The organism is Fluviibacter sp., from assembly GCF_057744235.1.
The window spans coordinates 1-20,246 of record NZ_JBIJFP010000035.1 but is presented as its reverse complement, the minus strand read 5'-3'; the positions used below and the strand labels follow the sequence as shown (position 1 = coordinate 20,246).

At 57.1% G+C, this 20,246-nt stretch carries 17 protein-coding genes; 5 read left to right on the top strand and 12 right to left on the bottom strand.

What is annotated here, in order from left to right; all coding sequences use genetic code 11:
* Nucleotides 1-21: 21 nt before the first annotated feature.
* Genes AC3GOJ_RS10005 through AC3GOJ_RS09955 form a run of 11 tightly spaced genes read right to left on the bottom strand, consistent with a single transcriptional unit; the run spans nt 22 to nt 14,374 of the window.
* Nucleotides 22-1,881: a glycosyltransferase family 2 protein gene (locus AC3GOJ_RS10005; protein WP_488237326.1), complete on the bottom strand. Its 1,860-nt coding sequence runs from the start codon at nt 1,879-1,881 to the stop codon at nt 22-24.
* Between the two features lie 2 nt (nt 1,882-1,883).
* On the bottom strand, nt 1,884-2,921 hold the full coding sequence (locus AC3GOJ_RS10000) for a glycosyltransferase family 9 protein (RefSeq protein WP_488237325.1): 1,038 nt from the start codon (nt 2,919-2,921) through the stop codon (nt 1,884-1,886).
* The gene (locus tag AC3GOJ_RS09995) at nt 2,918-3,673 is read right to left on the bottom strand and encodes a hypothetical protein (protein ID WP_488237324.1); all 756 of its coding nucleotides are present in this window, start codon (nt 3,671-3,673) and stop codon (nt 2,918-2,920) included. The genes AC3GOJ_RS10000 and AC3GOJ_RS09995 overlap by 4 nt, the downstream gene beginning before the upstream one ends.
* Nucleotides 3,670-5,070 (bottom strand): O-antigen ligase family protein, encoded by a 1,401-nt coding sequence (locus tag AC3GOJ_RS09990; RefSeq protein WP_488237323.1) that lies wholly within the window; start codon nt 5,068-5,070, stop codon nt 3,670-3,672. Before AC3GOJ_RS09990 ends, AC3GOJ_RS09995 begins: the two co-directional genes overlap by 4 nt.
* Complete coding sequence (locus tag AC3GOJ_RS09985; protein ID WP_488237322.1) at nt 5,063-6,148, bottom strand: glycosyltransferase family 9 protein; 1,086 nt, start codon at nt 6,146-6,148, stop codon at nt 5,063-5,065. The genes AC3GOJ_RS09990 and AC3GOJ_RS09985 overlap by 8 nt, the downstream gene beginning before the upstream one ends.
* Complete coding sequence (gene asnB, locus AC3GOJ_RS09980) at nt 6,145-8,010, bottom strand: asparagine synthase (glutamine-hydrolyzing) (protein WP_488237321.1); 1,866 nt, start codon at nt 8,008-8,010, stop codon at nt 6,145-6,147. Before asnB (AC3GOJ_RS09980) ends, AC3GOJ_RS09985 begins: the two co-directional genes overlap by 4 nt.
* 2 nt (nt 8,011-8,012) lie before the next feature.
* Entirely contained in the window at nt 8,013-9,137 is a 1,125-nt protein-coding gene (locus AC3GOJ_RS09975) for a glycosyltransferase family 4 protein (protein WP_488237320.1), read from the bottom strand.
* Entirely contained in the window at nt 9,137-11,002 is a 1,866-nt protein-coding gene (gene asnB / locus AC3GOJ_RS09970) for an asparagine synthase (glutamine-hydrolyzing) (RefSeq protein WP_488237319.1), read from the bottom strand. The genes AC3GOJ_RS09975 and asnB (AC3GOJ_RS09970) overlap by 1 nt, the downstream gene beginning before the upstream one ends.
* Entirely contained in the window at nt 11,002-12,771 is a 1,770-nt protein-coding gene (gene msbA / locus AC3GOJ_RS09965; RefSeq protein WP_488237318.1) for a lipid A export permease/ATP-binding protein MsbA, read from the bottom strand. The genes asnB (AC3GOJ_RS09970) and msbA overlap by 1 nt, the downstream gene beginning before the upstream one ends.
* Nucleotides 12,772-12,795: 24 nt before the next feature.
* Nucleotides 12,796-13,917, bottom strand: a complete 1,122-nt coding sequence (locus AC3GOJ_RS09960) for a glycosyltransferase family 4 protein (protein WP_488237317.1) — start codon at nt 13,915-13,917, stop codon at nt 12,796-12,798.
* 13 nt (nt 13,918-13,930) lie between these two features.
* Nucleotides 13,931-14,374, bottom strand: coding sequence for a hypothetical protein (locus AC3GOJ_RS09955; protein WP_488237316.1), 444 nt, complete (start codon nt 14,372-14,374; stop codon nt 13,931-13,933).
* Nucleotides 14,375-14,830: 456 nt separating this feature from the next.
* Here AC3GOJ_RS09955 and AC3GOJ_RS09950 point away from each other — a divergent pair, with 456 nt between their 5' ends.
* Genes AC3GOJ_RS09950 through recG form a run of 5 tightly spaced genes read left to right on the top strand, consistent with a single transcriptional unit; the run spans nt 14,831 to nt 19,529 of the window.
* A complete protein-coding gene (locus tag AC3GOJ_RS09950; protein WP_488237315.1) occupies nt 14,831-15,382 on the top strand; it encodes a hypothetical protein in 552 nt (183 codons plus the stop codon).
* The gene (gene dacB, locus AC3GOJ_RS09945; protein ID WP_488237314.1) at nt 15,379-16,809 is read left to right on the top strand and encodes a D-alanyl-D-alanine carboxypeptidase/D-alanyl-D-alanine endopeptidase; all 1,431 of its coding nucleotides are present in this window, start codon (nt 15,379-15,381) and stop codon (nt 16,807-16,809) included. Before AC3GOJ_RS09950 ends, dacB begins: the two co-directional genes overlap by 4 nt.
* 40 nt (nt 16,810-16,849) lie before the next feature.
* Complete coding sequence (locus tag AC3GOJ_RS09940; protein ID WP_488237313.1) at nt 16,850-17,041, top strand: hypothetical protein; 192 nt, start codon at nt 16,850-16,852, stop codon at nt 17,039-17,041.
* Complete coding sequence (locus tag AC3GOJ_RS09935) at nt 17,028-17,420, top strand: RidA family protein (protein WP_488237312.1); 393 nt, start codon at nt 17,028-17,030, stop codon at nt 17,418-17,420. Before AC3GOJ_RS09940 ends, AC3GOJ_RS09935 begins: the two co-directional genes overlap by 14 nt.
* A gap of 45 nt (nt 17,421-17,465) precedes the next feature.
* Entirely contained in the window at nt 17,466-19,529 is a 2,064-nt protein-coding gene (gene recG, locus AC3GOJ_RS09930; protein ID WP_488237311.1) for an ATP-dependent DNA helicase RecG, read from the top strand.
* Between the two features lie 12 nt (nt 19,530-19,541).
* On the opposite strand, the gene AC3GOJ_RS09925 is transcribed toward recG, so the two are convergent.
* A partial coding sequence (locus AC3GOJ_RS09925) for a cobaltochelatase subunit CobN (RefSeq protein WP_488237310.1) occupies nt 19,542-20,246 on the bottom strand: 705 nt, incomplete at its 5' end.

The following is a 20,246-nucleotide window of genomic DNA, read 5'->3' as shown; positions in this document are numbered from 1 at the left end:
TCCTCAAATTTTTATTTGCATTCAATGACTTGCGGGCCAGGCCAAGGAAAAATCATCGTGCTTAAGCGTTAAATTTGGGTTGTAGGCGGGATCGTGATCTAGGACATCGCCCCAGCGGCTAATCATCCGTTCGATTTCTGCCTGATATCGTGCCTGCTTTTCCGGCGTGGTTTCGTTGCCACGCGATGCGGACTCGTGGTGATTCATTTCCGCGTAAGGAGTCCAGACATTTTGGTAACCCGCCGTTTTGACACGGAGGCAGAAGTCGACATCGTTGAAGGCGACAGCTAACGTTTCATCGAGTCCGTTGACCTGTTCCCAAACCTGACGCCGCACCATTAAACACGCTGCAGTCACGGCACTGAAGCTCTGAGTCAACACTGCCCGGCCATGATAGCCTGGATACGCTTTCGGAAAGAATTTATGGGGGTGCCCGGCAATGTCGCCCAGCCCGGTGATCACCCCCGCGTGCTGGAGTCGGCCATCGGGAAACCAGAGCCTTGCGCCCACGCAGCCGATGTCCGGCTGTAGCGCAAAGGACAACATTTCCTCGATCCAATCCGGTGTCAGGATTTCAATGTCATTGTTCATCAGGCAGATGACATCGCCCTGAGCGGCTCGAACCCCTAGGTTATTGAGCCGGGAGTAATTAAACGGTGCATCGTCACGGAGGACTTTAACCTTGGCCGCAGGTTGTTTCTGGAAGAGCGCCTGTGTCGCCGCTTCAACACTGCCGTTATCGACGATGATGATTTCAAAACGGGCGTCAGTGGTTTTTGCAAAAATCGAATCAAGGCACATACCGAGTAGTTCGGCACGATCCCGTGTCGGAATGATGATGCTGACCAGCGGCTGCTTCTTAGGCCGCGGGTAGCGCACGCGGTTGTATTGAGGCGCCTCGGGGCATGGCTCGACGGATCCACCCCGACCTGAACTTGCCAGATAGTCACCCACCGCGCGTCGTCCGGCAGCGACGGCTTGTGTGGCTGCGACCGTATTGGCGACAAGCATCCCCCGCACAGTGCGCTGGTGATAGAGCACTCGCGGGATATGAATGATTTGCGATGGCTGCAACCGGGCAATCAAGCGCAAGGCAAGATCATAATCTTCGGCGCCAGCAAAACCCGGTCGCCAGCCACCAGCCTCTTTAACGCGCTCGGATCGGTAAACCACCAGATGACCAATCCGGTTCTGAGCCAACATCAATTCCAGATTAAACGCACACTTGAAATGTGGGGCATAGCGGACACCCTGCTCGCTGATGCGGTCTTCATCGGTGTACAAAAGTGCGACATCCCGATCGGCAGCGATGGCCTGTTCAACATAAAAAAGCGCATGCCGTGAGAGCACATCGCAGCTTGTGATCGTTGCGAGGTAAGTACCGGTGATCTGGGTCAGTGCTGCGTTCAATCCCGCCGGGCTCTCGCCCATTGCACTCGTTGCGCCCATGGGCTGCGAAACAAGATGGATCCGCGAATCTGCTTTGATCAGCGCCTGCAGCATGGCCTGCGCCGCCGGATCAACCGATGCATCGGTGAGCAAGCAGAGTTCCCAGTTGTCGTAGGACTGTGACTGAACCGAGGCAATTGCGGCTTGGAGGAATTTCAGCGGTATCGATTGAACGGGCATCAGCAGTGAGATCTTCGGCGGAGTCTCAATGGCCTTGATCTGGTCACGGATCTGCGCTTCTAGAACCGCATCTGATGTGTCGTAGCGCTGAATCCAGGTCTGATAGTCGTTGCGGCGGATCTGTTTGTAGAGAAATTTAAAGCCGCGCTTCCAGCCAAAGCAGCGGAGGATGGCGGGTAATTGTTTGGCACACCGGATAAGCCCACCGCGGCACCGAAGCTCGATAAGGGCTCCCCGTAAATTCAGCCCCATGGTTACAACAAGCGCGCCAAGGCTGTTTCGACCTGGGCTAAGCTGATCTGGTCGATGTTGGGTTGGGACGAGTCAACGCCGTGAACGACCTCATGTGTGACTTGCCACGGGTACCAGTGGTTCAGCTTAGTCGGCAGGTTTTCAAAGAGGGCAAGTACTTTCTTTTGCAGCCCCACGGCCAGGTGCATAGCGCCCCCATCGGTGCCGATAAAAAGCTCACAGAGTGAAAGCGCGGCAATCAGCTCGGTGAGGTTTTGCGTGGGCATCGGTACCAGCCGATCACTCTGCACCGCTTGCTGGATTGTTGCAGCGGCTTCGTCATCTCCCGGGTGATGCGGGTCATCCGCCTTACCGGGTGACCAGAAGAGCAGTATCTGCGACTCTGGATACGTTGCAAGAATATGCGTTGCCAGTGCGATGAAGTGGTCGTTGCCCCAACGGCGCTCCGGTTCACGCGCACTGATATGTAAGGCAATGCGGTGGGATGCTTGCGGCAAGCGGTTGAGTAAGGCCACCATTGCCTGCTGTTCTGGAAAGACCTGCAAGGGACCCAACCCATCCGAGATATTGAGCGCACCGAGCAGCTGATTGACCGCCTCCACTTCGTGGACTTCGGTGAAGACCGGCGTTTTAAGCCGAACATCGGGCAGGGCTTTCGCCTGCTTGGTGTCTTCCGGCACAAAACCGATGATCTTTTTGGCACCAATCTGCCGGGCAAAATTGAGCCCACGCAGGTCATAGCTGGATTTCGCCAGAATCGTGGCACCCGGTTTCCAGCGACGCAGCTGCGCCACCAATTTAAGACGCTCGCTCAGCGCCTTAAACTGGTTGGCCATACCACCCGCATGCTTGAGCTTCTGGTAAACGAAGACTTTGTCGATGTTGGGGTTAGCACGCAATACGTCGGCGTTGTAGGAGTTGACCAGTGCCCCAATCTCGGCATCCGGGTAGTGCTTGCGCAAAGCGGCAATGGCCGGTGTGGTGCAGGCCAGGTCGCCGATGTTGTCACGGCGGATGACGAGAATACGATGGAGCTTCACGGTCGGGCTTTCTTCAAGCGACTGGCGCTGCGTTGGATATCACGGCGTACACGAAGCCACTGGTAAAGAAACGTCTTGTGAAGAATCCGCTGAAGCACAGGCGTACAGTCATCCAGTTGCTTGAATTTACTTAATCGGTGGCCGTGCTCCCAACACCAGTCTTTGAGCTCTGCCTCAACTTCATCCGCTTCGCCGGTATTGGAATTAATGAGATACAGCACCTCGTCCGAATTGAAACGCTCGGCAATACTGGCACTAAAGGCCTCTTCCACCTCACTGGTATAGCGAATGGCCGGCCAGGTTTCGCGTAAAAAATCGGTATCGCAGATAAAAAACTTGGTACCCACAATGCCGCTGTTGTTCTCATGCCAGTGGGTAGATAGAAGGCGGCAGTTTTTTTTATCATAGTAGCGAACCGCACGCTCGACCCAGTCGTTGCGGTTCATGATGATGTCGCCAGCGGTTTTCATGATGACCAGAAAATGATGTTGTTTGGCGAATGCCGCCAAACGCCGAACGCTCTCCAGCTCACCTTCGTAGATTCCACTGGGACCAGGTCGATCCAACACGTAATCGGCGTAGTGATGCACCAACGGGTCATCCATGACACCGTCACTGAAGATCGCTAGCTTGATGCGCCAGCCGTTACGCCAGCGGAAGTGCTTGAGCACTTTGTGCAGGATCATCCGGTGCTCGAAATTACCCGGATAGGTGGTCATGGCCACCAGCACCTGGGAGAGGTCTGTTGTCATTGCAGTGACCTCTCTTGCTCTGAATTATTGGCCAACATGACAAAGAGCCCGATCAGGAATAGAAACTGTTGGAGTACGTGATCCCGTATATTGCTGTCGACCAGGCTGCGGGTAAAGAATCCACTGACTAAAAACATCACCAGCAAGCCCAGAGAAATGCGCCCATCGCGAAAGGCTTGCCAGCCGATCCAGGCCAGCGAGGCCAGAAAGGCCAGCCACAGGATGATGCCGGGCAATCCGTTGGCAATCGTAAAGTCCACAATACCGCTGTGGGCGTGCCCACCGCGCACAGACCCGCCGAGGTTGAACTTGCGATCGATGCCATCAAAGAAAGCATTGCGGTTCAAGCCCGTACCAAGCGGGTCTTCGATGGCAAGTTTAGTCCCTTCCTTGATCCAGCTAATGCGTTCATACGCGGATGGATCAATGGTTGAACCATCTTTGAGGGTGGGATAGGGTTCCAAGCGCGTAGAGATCCACGCCTGATGATGCTCGGTATCCCAGGCAATCGGCAAGGTTTCGGCAAATCGCGCCCAACGCGGGTCACTTTTCCAGAAGACGCCGATCATGACGATCACAAACACGATGCCAGCGACCGAAAGCCCGACGATTTTGCCCCAAGAAATTCGATGCCGGACACGGATCAGTACCATGATGCCTGCCATGATCAGCATGCCCATCAGACCGATGTTGCCGTTGCGAAAGCTCAGCCAGTAACTGCACAACAGGAGTGATGCCAAACCCAACGCAAGGACACCATTGGAAACGGGAATCCAGCGTTTGCGCTGAATGATGCGCTGAATGATTTCAGCAAAGAGCATGGCGGCGAAGGTATTGTTCACAAAGCTGAATTTTTCACCGTATTGACCGCGAAACACAGACCATACTGATTCGCCGTGGGTGAGAGCTTGCGCCATTTCCGGCAGGTACAACACCGGGGCCTGTCGGAAAGGCGGGGTTCCGGTCAGGATCCAGTACATCGCATCCAGCACATCGTGTAAGAGCACCAGCGCGAAAAATGTGTAGAAGACGGTAGCAACCACACGACTGACCGCCCGACTTCCTAGCCCCAGGGCCTTGATGGCTAATAGCACACCAGTAACCCCGCAGAGGCCCGGCAACAACCACTGTGGCCAATACTCTCGCCAGCTCAAGGTCGGCTCTACAGACCACGCGGCAATCACCAGCGTGATCCAGAGTGTGAGTGCGCAATAAAAACGGGTCGGCCAGCGCGGCCATTTAAATTGATGCCAACTACCTGAACGCATCACTGGCACCAGCATGAGCAAGGTGAGGCCTGCCAAGACATTTCTTAACCCGATGGTGCCAGGAATGGGCCAAGCGATTAATAACGTACTGACCAACACAAGCACCGGCGTTAACGATGGATTAGGCATGGGGTTCTGCCTCCAATCCTAGCCGTTGAACAGCCGCTGCGTAGACCGTGTCGACATCCAGTTCTCCCATCGCCGTTTGCAGCGTACATTGGCAACGGGGTTTCGGGTGGTCAATGATGGTCATGTTGGCCGGTTGTTTGGGGTTCACCACAAGATGGCCCGCCCGCATGCAATGGAACATTGTGACCGCAGGGATACCGAGTGCGGCAGCAAAGAGCGTCGGGCCGGTGTCCACGCCAATATAGAGATCCAGCAGACTCATCATGGCGACGCTGTCACGCATACTGAGACGGCTGCCGAATTCGGCCAGCTGGTCTCCGGCGGCGGCTTTGAGCTGCTTGAGCTTGGCCGCTGCCAGACCACCACTGATGACCACAAACCAGGCTTCGGGATATTTCTGGTGTACGCGGGCCGTGAGCTCCGTGAATTTTTCAAGGGGCCAGTCACGATGCGGTGCCGAGGGATGGCTTTCGACCACCAGGCCAATGAGCATCGGCAGCGGCTGGCTGCGAGTCGCGCTTTGCAGCAACTCGAGGGCCAACGCCCGCTCGGCCAGGGTGACCATGTATTCGCTGGTAGGGTCGTCGGCTTTGAAGCCCAGACTTTTTTCTGGGATATCGAGTAACCACTGGGTAAGCGGTTTGTCGTCTTCCTCCCGAATCTTGAGGGTATCGGCCGGGTAGTCAATGACGGCGTCCACCTGGTTGATGCGCTTCTGATTACACTGGCTGCTGATCACGACATGGCGGCTGACGCGTTTGGCGTAATCGACCAGCTCGGCATCATGGCCCCAGACAAAGGCCACATCGTAAGGTTTGCGCCCCATGAGCTTGGCGCACCAGCCTTTGAATTGGGCCGATTTTTTGCTGATGGCACCCAGATGTCGGATAAACGGCAGATTCTCCAGCACTTGAATGCGCTTGCTGTGGCCTAAAAAATCAATCGCTGCGTTCGGGTATTGTTTGGCCAGGGCTTTGAGAACCACGCTCATGAGCAGGGTATCGCCAAAGCGGGCGACATACATGCAGAGAATGCGCCGGGGCTGCAGGTCGGCGAGTGCTGGCTGATTAATCGTCATGCCTGCGCCCGCAGTTTGGCCAGCTGACCTAGCGTGGCATCGAGAATGAGGAGCTGCAGCACCTGCTCGGCCAACGCAGGCCTTTGCTGATATTCGGCAACAAGCTGTTCCACCCGTTGGGCGTTGAGCTGGCCGCTGGTCAGCGCGTCGAGCCGATGGCCCAAACCCGCAAAGCGGGCTTTAAGGTCCTGTTGCAGCCAGGGCTGCAGCGGGGGATTGAAGCCGCGTTTCTTGATCTCGAAAAGCTTGAGCGATGCCAGACGTTGCGTGACGTCGGCAAAGAGTTTTTTGGCGGGCTGAGTGAAGCGGATATTATCCGGCAAGGCCATCACACATTCAGCCCACCGATGATCCAGCAACGGGGCTCGCAGTTCCAGGCCATGCGCCATGGTGCAGAGATCGGCTTTGCGCAGAATGTATTCGGGCAGGTAGTTGTCGGCATCCACCGCCAGCAGCTGCTTGATGGGTGGCAACTGATTGAGACGTTCGGCCGACGGGTAACGCCAGTAGGTCACCTGCGGATTTCTTAGTGTCGGCTGCAGAAAAGCGCGTTGCCCCGGCGTCATGCCGGAGAAGCGCAGGCTGTAGGCCTCCAGCCAGTTAAGCCGCAGTTCTTCAACCAGCTTACGCCAGCCTTTACCGGCGATGTCGGACAGTTTGGGCAACGGGAGTCTGAGTAAACGCCGCCAGGTAGTGCGCAAATGTTTGCCGATGCGTTTGTAACCGGCCAGGAGTTCGTCGCCGCCATCCCCCCCGAGCACCACCTTCACATGCTGTGTGGTGGATTGTGAGAGATACCAGGTGGGAAAGCTGGAAGGGTCGGCAAAAGGCTCATCAAGATCGGCGATGATCTGCTCGAAGTCATGGGCAATGGTGAGCGGCACGGGGATTTCGGTGTTGGGCAGATCCAGCGCCTCGGCAATGGATCTGGCTACCGACGATTCATCCAGCGTGCTGCCCGGAAATGAGGCCGAGAAGGTTTGTAGTTGATCAAAGCCTTGTTCTTTAAGCCGGCAGGCAATGGTGCTGGAATCGATGCCACCGGAAAGAAACACGCCGAGCGGTCGATCAGCCACGGTGCGGATACGGATGGCCGTATCAAGTTCGGTTTGCCAGTCGGCGCTGGTCGGCGTGGCCTGCCAGTAGCAATGCTTGGTCAGTTGCTGCGTATCGAGCCGGTAATGCAGATAGTGGGCGTTTTCCAGACGATGGATGTGCTGGAAAATGGTACGCGGCGCAGGGATGTAGCGGTGCGCCAGATAGGCATCGATACTTTCGGGCGCGAACTGCCGCTGATCCTTGGGCACGGCCGGCAACACGGCGCGTACCAGGGAACCGAAGGCCAAACCACCATTGGCCGTGGTGTAGAGCAAGGGCTTGAGACCCATGCGGTCACGCACTAAAAAGACTTCACGTTTGTTCCAGTCCAGAATGGCAAAGGCAAACATGCCCCGTAGTTTGGGGAGCAAGCCTTCCAGGCCCCAGGCCTCATAGCCGCGCAGAATGAATTCGGTATCAGCATGGGTTTTAAAGCGCACGCCCTGTGCTTTGAGTTCATCGGCATGGCGCTGCCAGTCGTAGACTTCACCGTTGTAGCACAGCCAGATACTGCCATCATCGTTGCTAAAGGGTTGATCCGCTTCGGGGCGCGGATCCATGATAGCGAGGCGCGTATGAATCAACGCAACCTCGAGTGCCACATCGGGAGCGACATCGCTATCGCTGTTGGTGAGCACACCCTGGGCGTTCCACCCCACCACGTGCTCGGCATCCGGCCCACGGCGGCGCAGCGCTGCCAGCATGGCATTCAGCGTGGCGGGTGCCAGCGCCTGCTGCCCAAGAATGCCGGCAATGCCACACATGGTTAGCGCGAACCCTCAGCGGCGATGGTATTGCGGAAAACTTGTTCCATGCGGTCGAGCATACTATCGATGCCAAAGTTGTTACGTGCGTAGTCGAGCGAAGCCGCCGCAAACTGCTGACGCAAGGCGGTATCCTGCATGAGGCGGCGCAGTGTTTCGGTGAGCTGCGGCACATCTTTGGGCGGCGTCATGAGACCGGTCTGACCGTCCTGCAAGGCTTCGCCAATCGCGCCGATGGGCGTGCTGATGGCGGGTTTGCCACAGGCCATGGCCTGCATCAGTCCTTGCGGGACGCCTTCTTCGCCGTAGGACGGCAATACAAAGAGATCAATACAGGCCAGCCATTCTGGCACGTTGTCCTGATTGCCGACGAGGTACACCGAATCGCGCATGCCCATCTCATCAACGCGTTGCTCCAGATGCGCACGGCGCGGACCGTCGCCAATGAACAGAATCTGCCAACCGGGAAATTCGCTCTTGAGCGTGGTCCAGGCATCGAGCAGTTGATCATGGCCTTTCCAATCGCGCAGGGTCGCCAGAATGCCGATGGTCGGGCGATTTTGCACACCGAGCTTGGCGCGCATGGCTAGCTGCTCGAGCGGTTGATAGTAGTTCAGATCAATGCCCGTGCGAATGGAAGTCATGCTATTCAGCGTGAAGCCATTGTCCTGATGCAACTGCTGGCGTAGTGCTTCGCCGGTGGTAACGATATGGCGCGTGGCTTTCTGATACAGCCACTGGGTCGTCAATTTGTTGTGGATGGTGGTCGAAACATGGCGCGTACGCACCAGCGGCGGCATCTTGGGCAAGGTCGCGCGGGCGGCGGCTACCAGCCAACTATCGGTAGAGCTGTGTGTGTTGATGACATCGAATTCGTGACCGTGTGCTTTGAGATAAGCACGCATGGCGCGAAAGCCTTCCCAGTTTTTCCAGGCGATGGGCGGCGTCACGGTGGGGATACCCCGCTTGACGGCAGCCGGCGCAATCTCCGCCTCCGGCGGTGTGACGAGCACGACCTTGTGACCGCGCGCGATCATGCCGGCAGCTTCGGTGAGGATCCGGATCTCCTGCCCGCCCCAGCCGGTGGAGGATTCAGTATGCAGAATCGAAAGAGGTTTTTTGTTCATCACAGTTTGAAATCCGGGGCATAGCGACGGAACCAGAGTTCCAGCACCATCAGGGTCCACAGGCGGCCGCCATGCGGTTGTTTGGGTGTGGCCTGTTCGCGTTGCAATTTGTCGAGGAAGCCCGCGCGGAAGATATTGCGTCCGGCCAGACCACCCTCACCGAGCATATCGGTGAGCGAGGTTTTCAGGCCGCCAGCCAGCCACTCGTGCAGCGGCATGACAAACCCCTGTTTGCCGCGATAGACGATGTCGTGCGGCAGATAGCGCTCTGCCACTTTTTTAAGCAGATACTTGGTGTCCCGGCCGTGCAGCTTCATGTTGGCCGGCAGGCGTGCCGCAAACTCAACCAACTTGTGATCAAGGTACGGCACCCGTGCCTCCAGCGAATAGGCCATGGTGGCGCGGTCTACTTTGGTGAGCAGGTCATCCGGTAACCAGAGTTTCTGATCAATCGTCAGCAGCTTGTCGAGATAGCCGTTGGCCTGGCAATTGACATAGGCCTCTTCGGCCAGCATCTCGAGTGGCACCGACGTCTGCCGGGTGAGCGCCGGGTTGAGAATGCCTTTGTGCAACTCACGATCAAAATGGTTCGGGATGGTGAGGTAACGACGAGCCAGCGGTCTAGCGGCGGCTTTGATGAGGCGGTCTTTACGCAGCGTGGCCGGCAGCAGTGGATAAATCAGCGGCAGCGGCGACAAGGGGTGACCCAGACGTGCCGCCAGTTTGGCCTCTTTGAGGCGCTTACCGTAGTTGCTATAGCCCGCGAAGACTTCGTCGGCCCCTTCGCCACTGAGCGCAACGGTCACATGTTGACGTGTCAGGCGTGACAGCAGCATGGTCGGCAGCGCAGCCTGATCACCAAAGGGTTCGTCGTAGATGTCGACCCATTGATCAAAGGCTTCAATCACGTCACCCGGTTGCACCATGAGCGGGTGATGGTCCGCACCGATGTGCTGCGCCACGCGGGCGGCGTATTCGTGTTCGCTGTGGCTGGTATTACCGACGAAACCGAGGTTAAAGATTTTGGGCTGGCTCTGGCCAGCGTCTTTCATGAGTGCGGCGACCAGGGAGGAATCAATGCCACCGCTGACAAAGGCACCGAGCGGCACATCGGCGACGAGCATGGAAGACACCGAGCGCTTGAGCTCCGCTTCCAGTTGATCAGTCAGTTCGGCTTCGCTAGCGGTCCACTTGGGTTCGTAACTGGGGTTCCAGTAGGTCCATTCGAATGCATGGCCGTTCTGCAAACGCATCGCCCGCGCCGGTTGCAGTTTACGGATCTGCTTGAAGATGGTGAACGGCGCCGGGATGTACTGGCATTCCAGATAGAGCTGCAAGGCATCCAGGTCGATGTCACGGCTGACGCCAGGGTGGGCGAGTAGGGCTTTGAGCTCGGAGGCAAACAGGATGCGCTGGTCATCCTGATAGATATTGAGCGGCTTGATGCCGAAGGGGTCTCGCGCCAGAAGCAGTGAGCCGGTGTGTTTGTCCCAGAAGGCAAAGGCGAACATGCCCTCCAGACGCGGTAACGCGTCATCCTCCCAGGCGATCAACGCCTGAAGCAATACTTCGGTGTCGCCGTTGGTACGGAACTGAACACCCTTGCTTTGCAGTTCTGCGCGCAGGGTTTTGAAGTTATAGAGTTCGCCGTTATAGGCCAGCGCGTATCGGCCACAGTGGCTGAGCATGGGTTGCTGGCTGGCGGCCAGATCAATCACTGCCAGGCGACGATGGCCCAGACCGATGGGGCCATCCAGATGATAGCCTGCCGCATCCGGCCCGCGGTGGGCTAGCGTGGTGGTCATGCGCTCGAGCACGCTCTGGTCTGCAGGGCTTTTATCCAGCCAACCGACAAAACCACACATCAGGCAGCCCCCTCTTCAGTGGTCACGGGTTTTGCATCACCCTGTACCTGGTGCAGGTAGGCGTAGATGCCATTGAGCGCCAGCAGTTCACTGTGCGTACCAATTTCGGCGATACGCCCTTCTTTGAGCACGGCGATGCGGTCGGCGTTTTCAATGGTGCTTAGGCGGTGGGCGATGACAAAGCTGGTGCGGCCGACCATAAGTTCATCCAGCGCCTGTTGCACATGGCGTTCCGATTCGTTATCCAACGCCGAGGTGGCTTCGTCGAGAATGAGGATCGGCGCATTCTTCAGCACGGCACGGGCAATAGCGATACGCTGGCGCTGGCCACCGGAAAGGCGCATGCCGCCCTCACCGACCAAGGTGTTAAAACCTTCTGGCAGCGCTTCGATAAATTCCAGCGCATGTGCGGCTTTGGCCGCAGCACGAATCTCTTCTAGGCTGAGCTGCCGCGTGGCGCCAAAGGCAATGTTATTGCCAATGGTGTCATTAAAAAGCAGCACTTCCTGGGTCACCAAGGCCATTTGCTGGCGTAGGCTCTGCAGGTGAACGGTGTCGATGGGGTGGCCATCAATCCGGATCTCGCCACCGGTGACGTGCAGAAAGTTGGGCAACAGATTGGCGAAGGTACTTTTGCCGCCGCCCGAGGGGCCGACGAGCGCAATACGCTCACCGGGACGAACGAGCAGGTTGATGTCCGTCAGGGCATCCCGCTCGGCTTCGGGATAACGATAGCTGACTTTGTCAAAGATAATTTCGCCCCGGACCTGATCCAGGGTCACCGAGCCCGTATCGCGTTCCGCGGGTTCATCGAGTAGCGCAAAGATATGCTCTGCGGCAGCAAGGCCGCGCTGAATCGGCGCATTGAGATCCGACAAGCGCTTGAGCGGCGCATTCATCATGAGCGTGGCGGTAATAAAGGAGGCAAAGCCACCAATGGTGGTCATGCCTTCGGCGGACTGGACCATCGCCACCGCAATAATGATGGCCACCGCAAAGGCCGAAGTCAGCTGGGTGATGGGTGTACCGAGGGCCGCCGTAATGGCCCCACGCATGAAGATGCCGCGCAGGTAGTTGGCCACACCTTCAAAACGGGAAAGCTCCTGCTGCTCACCGCCATAGACCTTGATGACCTTCTGATTGGAAATGGCTTCCTGGACGGCGGTGGTCATGAGCACCATATTGTCGTGCTCGGCATGCATGAGGCGGCGTAGGCGTTTGCTGAGCTTGCGCACGGACACCATGAGCACAGGGACCACCGTCACGGCGATGAGCATGAGCTGCCAGTTGAGGTAGAGCAACCAGGCCAGCAAACCGATCACCGTCACACCATCTTTAATCACGGTGGTCAGGACGGTGGTGCTGGCCGAGGTGACCCCATTCACATCGTTCGTGATGCGGTTAATGGTTTTTGCCGAGGGTTCCTTCTGGAAGAAACTGCTGGGGAGCTGCACCAGCTTGGCAAACATATCGACGCGGACTCTAAAAACGATCCGGGTTTGCACCCAGGAAATGACGTAGGTCGACGCAAAGCCCAAAGCCCCACGGACAAAAAAGATGCCGACGACGGCAAACGGCAACCAGATGAGTGGGCTGCCTTCACCAAACTTGAAGCCATCATCCAGCATGGGCTTCATCAGCGCCGGGAGCAGCGGCTCGGTCGCGGCCGACAACGCCGCGAGCACCGAACCCAAGGCCAGCGCTTTGTAATACGGACGCGCATAGACCAGCAGGCGTTTATAGAGTTGCAGCGTGTCTTTATTAATCATTGATATCGTCGCAACACGGCCGTGTCAGCGAGCAAGTTCCTGATAAAGCGCCAACATGGCATCGACCGTGCGGCTGATGGGATAGCGTTCTGCGGTCAGGCGCGCTGCAGTGCGGCGGTTACCCCAGTCCAAAATTGTATTTTGCCGCATACAGGCGGCAAATGCCGGAATATCTCCGGTAGGCAGCACAAATCCATCCACCCCCTGGGTAAGGACTTCGCCACCACCACAACGATCGGTGGTGATGACGGGCAGCCCACAAGCCAGGGCTTCGAGCACGACCGAGCCAAAGGGTTCGTAAATGGTCGGGAAAACCAGGGCATCGGCAGCCGCGTAATAGGGCCGCACGTCTTTTTGCGGCCCGAGGAAGTGAACACGTGTTGATTGCACGGTATTTGCCCCGCTATGTGCAGCGATCTTCTGAAAACGTGCGGTTTCTTTGTCTTTACCCACCACGATCAGATGCGCGGCTTCAGGCAAAGCATGAATCGCCGTTTCCAGGCCTTTGCGCTTGAAACCGGAGCCCACAAACACATAGGTCAATGCATCTTGCGGGATATTGAGCGCTTCTCGCATTTGATGACGCATTTCCGCACTTTGCGGGCAGAACGCCTCAAGATCAATGCCGTTGTAGATGGTGACCAGCTTTTCATCCGGCACCTGGTAGAGGCGTTGCACATCGTGTCGCACCATATTCGAGATGCAGATCACCTGCTTCAGGCGCGGGCTGGCAAACATATGCTGCTCGGCGGCCAGCGAGTTGGCGTGAAAGGGATTGAGACGTAGCCAAGCCATTGATTCGCCCAGATAGTTCTGCCGCGCCTCTAACCAGGCAGTGTGCACACCATCGCCGGCGCGGAAGATGTCGCAGCAGGCCAGACGTTCATGCGATTGAACGAGGTCGTAATCCCCTTCGGCAACTTTCTCACATGCGGCTCTGGCAAAAGCTTTATCCCGCCAGGCGCTGCCAAGATAAAACGGATCGCACTTCACCCAACGCATGGGGCTCGCTGCATCCCCCGACCATTTGCGGGCAATCAGGCTGACCTCAACCTGATGGGCGGCCAACCCGGGCAACAGGCGTTCGATAAAACGCTCTGCCCCGCCAAAGGCGGAGTACTTCTGCCGGATGATGGCCAACTTCATTGCAGGCTCGGTATCAATCGTTACCCGAAACCTGTGGGGCGGCTTTCATGATGGTGCGATAGGCCTTGGGTAGCGCCGGGGCATTTTCGGGCAGCTGGGCGATGATGCACTGATAGGTTTTCATGCCGCGCGGGCTCATATCGTCAAAGTAACCGCTCATGTCGGCAACGTACTGTTCCGGGGTGATGGTGCCATAGAGCAGCATGGAGGCCTGGTCCAGAAAGTATTCCTGATAACTGGCATCGGCCGATTCTCCTTGCGCCAGCACCCAGACCTGGAAGCCGTTGATGTACATATTGCCGCAGTTATTGGCAACGCGATCCATGTAATCATCGAGCTGCTTGCTGATGCCGATCTGCATGAGATCCGGCGCGCAGGCGGTGGCGCTCAGTGCGATGGCCAGCCCAGCCAGCAAAGAACGGGGACTGCCCACAAGCTTGAACAGATTGGCTGGCATAATCGTCTCCATGAAAAACAGTTTGATGTTAGCCGCTATTCTATTCGGCATTACGCCGGCTGTCTCGGCACACCACTGACCGAAATAGCCGCTAGAATGGCACCAAGCCATCGTTAACAAAATCTTTGGTCGTTAACGGTTATTTAATAAAATCCTGGGCGCATTAAGAAAATGGCTGCAGACTTTAATGCAAGCACTGCGACACGTTAGCGACCCGGATATGATCGATGCGGTCAAAACAGCGCCTTCCGGATCTTATATCCGCTTGCTGGGTTTTCTCTGGGAAAAGGCCAACAAACGGCATCTAGACCCCCTGCCTGATATCAGCGGACCAACCATCAACTGTTTGATGAACGGCGTTACATCACAACTCAAGGGGTTCGCGATGCACGCTGGCGCGTCAACTTCAACGGCATCGGGACACTGGATTACTGTGCTACGGTCGAAAGAACGCCAGTGATCAATGCGTTACTGGCTGAAGACACCCTCGCCCGAGCCAATCAATTTATGGCCGAACAGGGTACGGACTTTATGGATCGGGCCTTATCCTGGACGTTTCTCCATGAAACCGAGAGCTCCTTTGCGATGAAGCGACACGAACGCGATTATCTGACGGCTTTACAAGCGTATTCGGCACCTGCCAGAGCTTGTTGGGATGTCACCTGGATCGGCGATGAGGATTACGACTTCAAATTCAAGGCGGATGACACCATCTACCGCTACTGGAATGCTACGACCGCGGTTGCGTTCTGCCTGCAGATGGCTAAAGAGGCGCTCGAGCAGGATCTGAAAGAAGAAACGCAATTCCTCATGCAGTTTGATCGGGTGTACAAAACCGTTGATGCCGCCGAGGATATTCGGGGAAACGATCTGACCCTTCTTGTTCGGTCCGCCTTGCAAAACGAGGGCAAGATTTCAACCAATCGCCGGAAGCAGTTTCAGGCCACGGTCACCGAGACGGCATTTGACCTGATTGAAGCGGCCTGCCGGGAAGAGCGATCCTCATGAAGCTTCCATGCTTATTTTTAGCGTGCCTGATCACAATTGCGCCGGCTGTCTCGGCGCAGGACGCTGCGGTCGCCGTGCCCATTGCACGTTTTACCCGCGCATTGGCCGCAGTAGATATTCCTGCGGCGCACGTCAGCGTGGTGGCCCAGCCGCTGGATGCGGCAGATAAAGCGCTCCCGGGCTGGTCGCTCAACCCTCAGGCTGTGCGACTCACGGCATCCACCGCCAAGCTATACACGACCTATGCAGCCCTGGTGCGCCTGGGGCCGGCCACCACGCTGAAGACCGAGGTATGGCAGCGCAACAATGACCTGATTCTGGTCGGTAGCGGCGACCCCTCAATCACCATAGAACGCCTGTCGAGCCTGCTGCGCCAGTTACGCGCCCAGGGCATCCAGGATATTCGCGGCAATATCGTGCTGGATCGCTCCCGCTTTGGCTCGGCCTCCGCCCTGCCCTTTGACCCAAGCACCTTTGATAGCAAACCCATGCGGCCTTATAACGTGGGGCCGGATGCGCTGTTGCTTAATTTTAGGGCGATCCAGGTGGTACTGACACCGGAAAATGACAGCGTTCAGGCCCGACTGGATACCCCCTTAGCGGGCGCTTCGGTGGATAACCAATTGCAATTAGGCGATGGGCCATGCAGTGACTGGAAAGATGCCGTGCAAAGTTCGATCAGCAGCAACTTCCGCATTACCCTGAAGGGCCGGTTCCCGCGATCCTGTACACCGCAAACACTGCAATTGGCGGCCCATGGACCTGAGTTGGCCGGGGAATCCGGTGCCAATAAATATGCCGAGGCACTGATCCGTGGCCTATGGCAGGAGATGGGCGGCACCTGGAGCGGCAAGGCCGTGAGTGGTGTGACGCCCACGGGCGCGGTATGGCTGGCGAGCTCAGAATCCCCTCCGGTGGCGCAGCTGGTACGCGATATTAACAAGTACTCCAACAACGTGATGGCGCGGCAACTCTTCCTGCTGTTGGCCGATGCGCCCTCTACCCAGGTCGGTGCCGAACAGGCGCTGCGCCAGACGCTCGCCGCCCGCGGGGTGCCGATGAAACATCTGGTGATTGAGAATGGTTCGGGGCTTTCACGCAAAGAAGCCACCACGCCGGAAGAAATGACCGGGTTGCTACGTGTGATCTGGAATGACCCACGCATGCCGGAGCTGTTGAGTTCGCTACCGATTGGCGGCACCGATGGTACGCTAAAGAAGAGCAAGAACAATGGGGGCGACGTCGGCCGTATTCGCCTGAAAACCGGTTCTCTGGAAAACACCCGCACGGCGGCCGGTTATGTGCAGGATAATCGTGGCCGCTGGCATACCCTGGTTGTAATGATCCAGGACCCGAAGGCTACGGCCAATTACGGCGCATTGCGCGAGGCCATTGACCAGCTGAGCAATAGTCTGGCGAACCAATAGAACGTGCTAGCCTTAGGCAAACAAGGGGGATGTTCGTAAAATGCCTATCAACACCGGAACCCAATCGAAAAAAGTTAAGCTAAAGTCCGAAGCGCTTAACAACTCACCATCTGAACAAACAAAGGGCATTTGGACTGACTACTTCTTAAACGGCAAGCGCCCTTCTGAAGATTTCTTCGCCAACAAAGCCGATCCCAACATGCACGAGGAACTCTCACATGACCCAATTTAAAACACCCCGCACCATCATTGCTACACCGAACGCGCCCGCTGCCATTGGCACCTATTCACAAGCGGTGAATGCCAACGGCACGGTATATCTCTCTGGCCAGATTGGCCTGGATCCGAAAACTGCCGAGATGGTCGACGGCATTGATGCACAAATCGTGCAGGTTTTTGAAAACCTCAAAGCCGTTACCGAAGCTGCTGGTGGTTCGTTGAACCACATTGTTAAGCTGAATGTCTTCCTCACGGATCTGGGTAACTTTGCCAAAGTGAACGAGACCATGGCCAAGTACTTTAGCGAGCCTTATCCGGCACGTGCCGCCGTGGGCGTGGCCTCGCTACCGCGTGGTGCACAAGTGGAAGCCGATGCGGTAATGGTGCTGTAAGCACACCGCGATTATTGAAACGATAGCCACGCAGGGAATTCGGGCATGACTGCCAAAAAACCTGCCGTGGCCAAGCCCGGCAAATCATCGACCGGCATTGTCGCCGGCTTGGAGAAACTGGGTCTGCGGCGGCCGCTCGATTTTGTACTGCACCTGCCGCTGCGCTACGAAGACCAGACACACGTAACGCTGCTTGCTGAAGCGCCCGCTGCCGGTCCAGCGTTATTTGCCATTAAGGTACGTGCCGTTACGGTGGCCTTTCGGCCACGGCGTCAGCTGGTGGTACAAGTAGAAGATGCCAGCGGCCGCGCCAATCTGCGTTTTCTGAATTTTTACGGCAGCCAGACCAAAAAGTTCGAACGCGCCCGCGATGAAGATCTGACGCTGCATGCCTGGGGTGAACTAAAGCCTGGCTATCTGGGCCCGGAGCTGGTGCATCCGACCATCAGCATACCGCCTGAAGCCGCTACAGAAAAGGCACCGAGCGAGACGCTCACGCCACAGTACCCGACGACCGCCGGGGTATCGCAAGCCCAGTTGCGGTCGCGTATTAATAAGACGCTGAAAGACCTGAATCTGGCAGAGACGTTGCCCCACACCGAGGCAACGCGCCACCTGCCTGGTCTGAACGCATCGCTGCAGTTTCTGCATGCGCCGCCGCCTGATGTGGATGTAGGCGCACTCAACGCACGCAACCACCCGGCCTGGCAACGCATCTGCCTCGAAGAGCTGGTCGCGCAGCAACTATCGTTACGCAAGGCACGCCTGGCACGGCGACAAAAAGGTGCGCCAATTTTGCGTGGCAATGGTTCTTTGACCAATGCGCTGATCAAACGCCTACCCTTTGCGCTGACACACGCCCAAGAGCGCGCGTATGGTGAGATCTGTGCCGATCTGAACCAGCACTTTCCCATGCAGCGTTTGTTGCAGGGCGATGTGGGTAGCGGCAAAACCGTTGTGGCGGCACTGGCGGCGTGCCAAGCCATTGAAGCGGGCTACCAGGTGGCTTTTATGGCACCCACCGAATTGCTGGCCGAGCAGCATTACAACAAGCTGATTGAATGGCTCACGCCTTTGGGCATTAAAATCGCGTGGCTATCCGGTAGCCAGAAAAAATCGGAACGCACGACTCAACTAACAGCCGCGGCATCTGATGCGAATCTAGTGGTCGGCACCCACGCCTTGTTTGAAGACACCGTGGATTTCTCAAAGCTGGGGCTGGTGATTATTGATGAGCAGCATCGGTTTGGCGTGGCACAACGGTTGGCGCTCCGCGAAAAGGGCAATAACCCGCACCAGTTGATGATGTCGGCAACACCGATTCCCCGCACGCTAGCGATGAGTTACTTTGCCGATCTGGATTGCTCGGTAATTGATGAATTGCCACCCGGCCGGACGCCGATTCGCACCCGCCTGATTGCCGATACACGGCGCGACGATGTCATCACTGCAATTCGCAGTGCGATTGCCGGTGGCGAACAGTGTTACTGGGTTTGCCCACTCATTGAAGAATCTGAAACGCTGGAATTGCAAACGGCGATTGATACCCACGCCCTGTTAACCGAAGCCTTACCGGAATATCAGGTGGGGCTCGTGCATGGCCGCCTGAAAGCCGATGAGAAGGTGAGCGCTATGCGTGCCTTTGCCGAGGGAACACACCATCTGCTGGTTGCCACCACGGTCATTGAAGTAGGCGTGGATGTGCCCAATGCCAGCCTGATGGTGATTGAACATGCCGAGCGCTTTGGGTTGGCACAGCTGCATCAGTTACGGGGTCGCGTCGGGCGTGGCGCCCGAGAAAGTAGCTGTATTCTGATTTACGGACAACCACTGTCCAATACCGCCAAAGAACGCTTGCGCATTATTTACGAGAATACCGATGGCTTTGAAATCGCCCAGGCCGATCTGCAACTACGCGGGCCCGGCGAACTGATCGGCAAACGGCAAAGCGGTGTGCCGATGCTGCGCTACGCCGATCTGGAGCGGGATGCCGACTTGATCCCCACTGCGCAGAAAATTGCGGATCTGATGTTGAAGGAAACGCCCGCGCTCACCGACATGCATATGGATCGCTGGTTCGGTCATGCCGAAGGGTTTTTAAAGACCTGAGGCCATACCACCTTAGCGACGCCGATACTGCACCCAACCCCCGGCGACTACCGGACACAGAAGCCCCACGAGCAAGAGCACAGATAACCAGGGCGTGATTTGCAGCGGCGGTTCAATCGGTTCAGCGGGATCGACTTTGCTCAGACGCGCGCCCTGCACTACCGTATACGGTGTCGCTAAGGCCACTGCAGCCTCTACCGGCTTCGGTGCTGCACCTTCCGTGAGCACCTGCACGCGATCTGCTTGAGCCGCCTGAGCTGCATCAGTCTTGGCGATTTCAACGACCTTATCCAGGGTCTGCGCCGTCCAGGCGGCAGCCTGGGCCGACGGTTGTGCCAACGGGGCGTCTCGCGTCAGTTGCTCATACAGCTGCGCCAGCCCCTGGCGCGTTGCGGCATCGGGTTGCCAGTAGTTGTGCCGTTCGGCCTGAATTAAGCGCTCTATCATCTGGGCATAGGCCTGCGGATGCGACCGCATCCATGCCTGGGTGCCGAGCTGGTGGGTGTCTTTAACGAAGACGTCGAAGAAAGACTGCCAGTGATCCGGGCGAATGGTGTCTGGTGCGGTATTCTGCCAGCCCCAGGCAAACTGGGCTGCTTTGAGTACCTGCAAGGTACCGGCGTAACCTTCTTTCTGCAGGCCACTCACCCAACCCGGGTGCAGGTAGCGGGATTGCATTTCCAGCGCGATACTTTTCTGGGCAGTGGTCGTATGCGC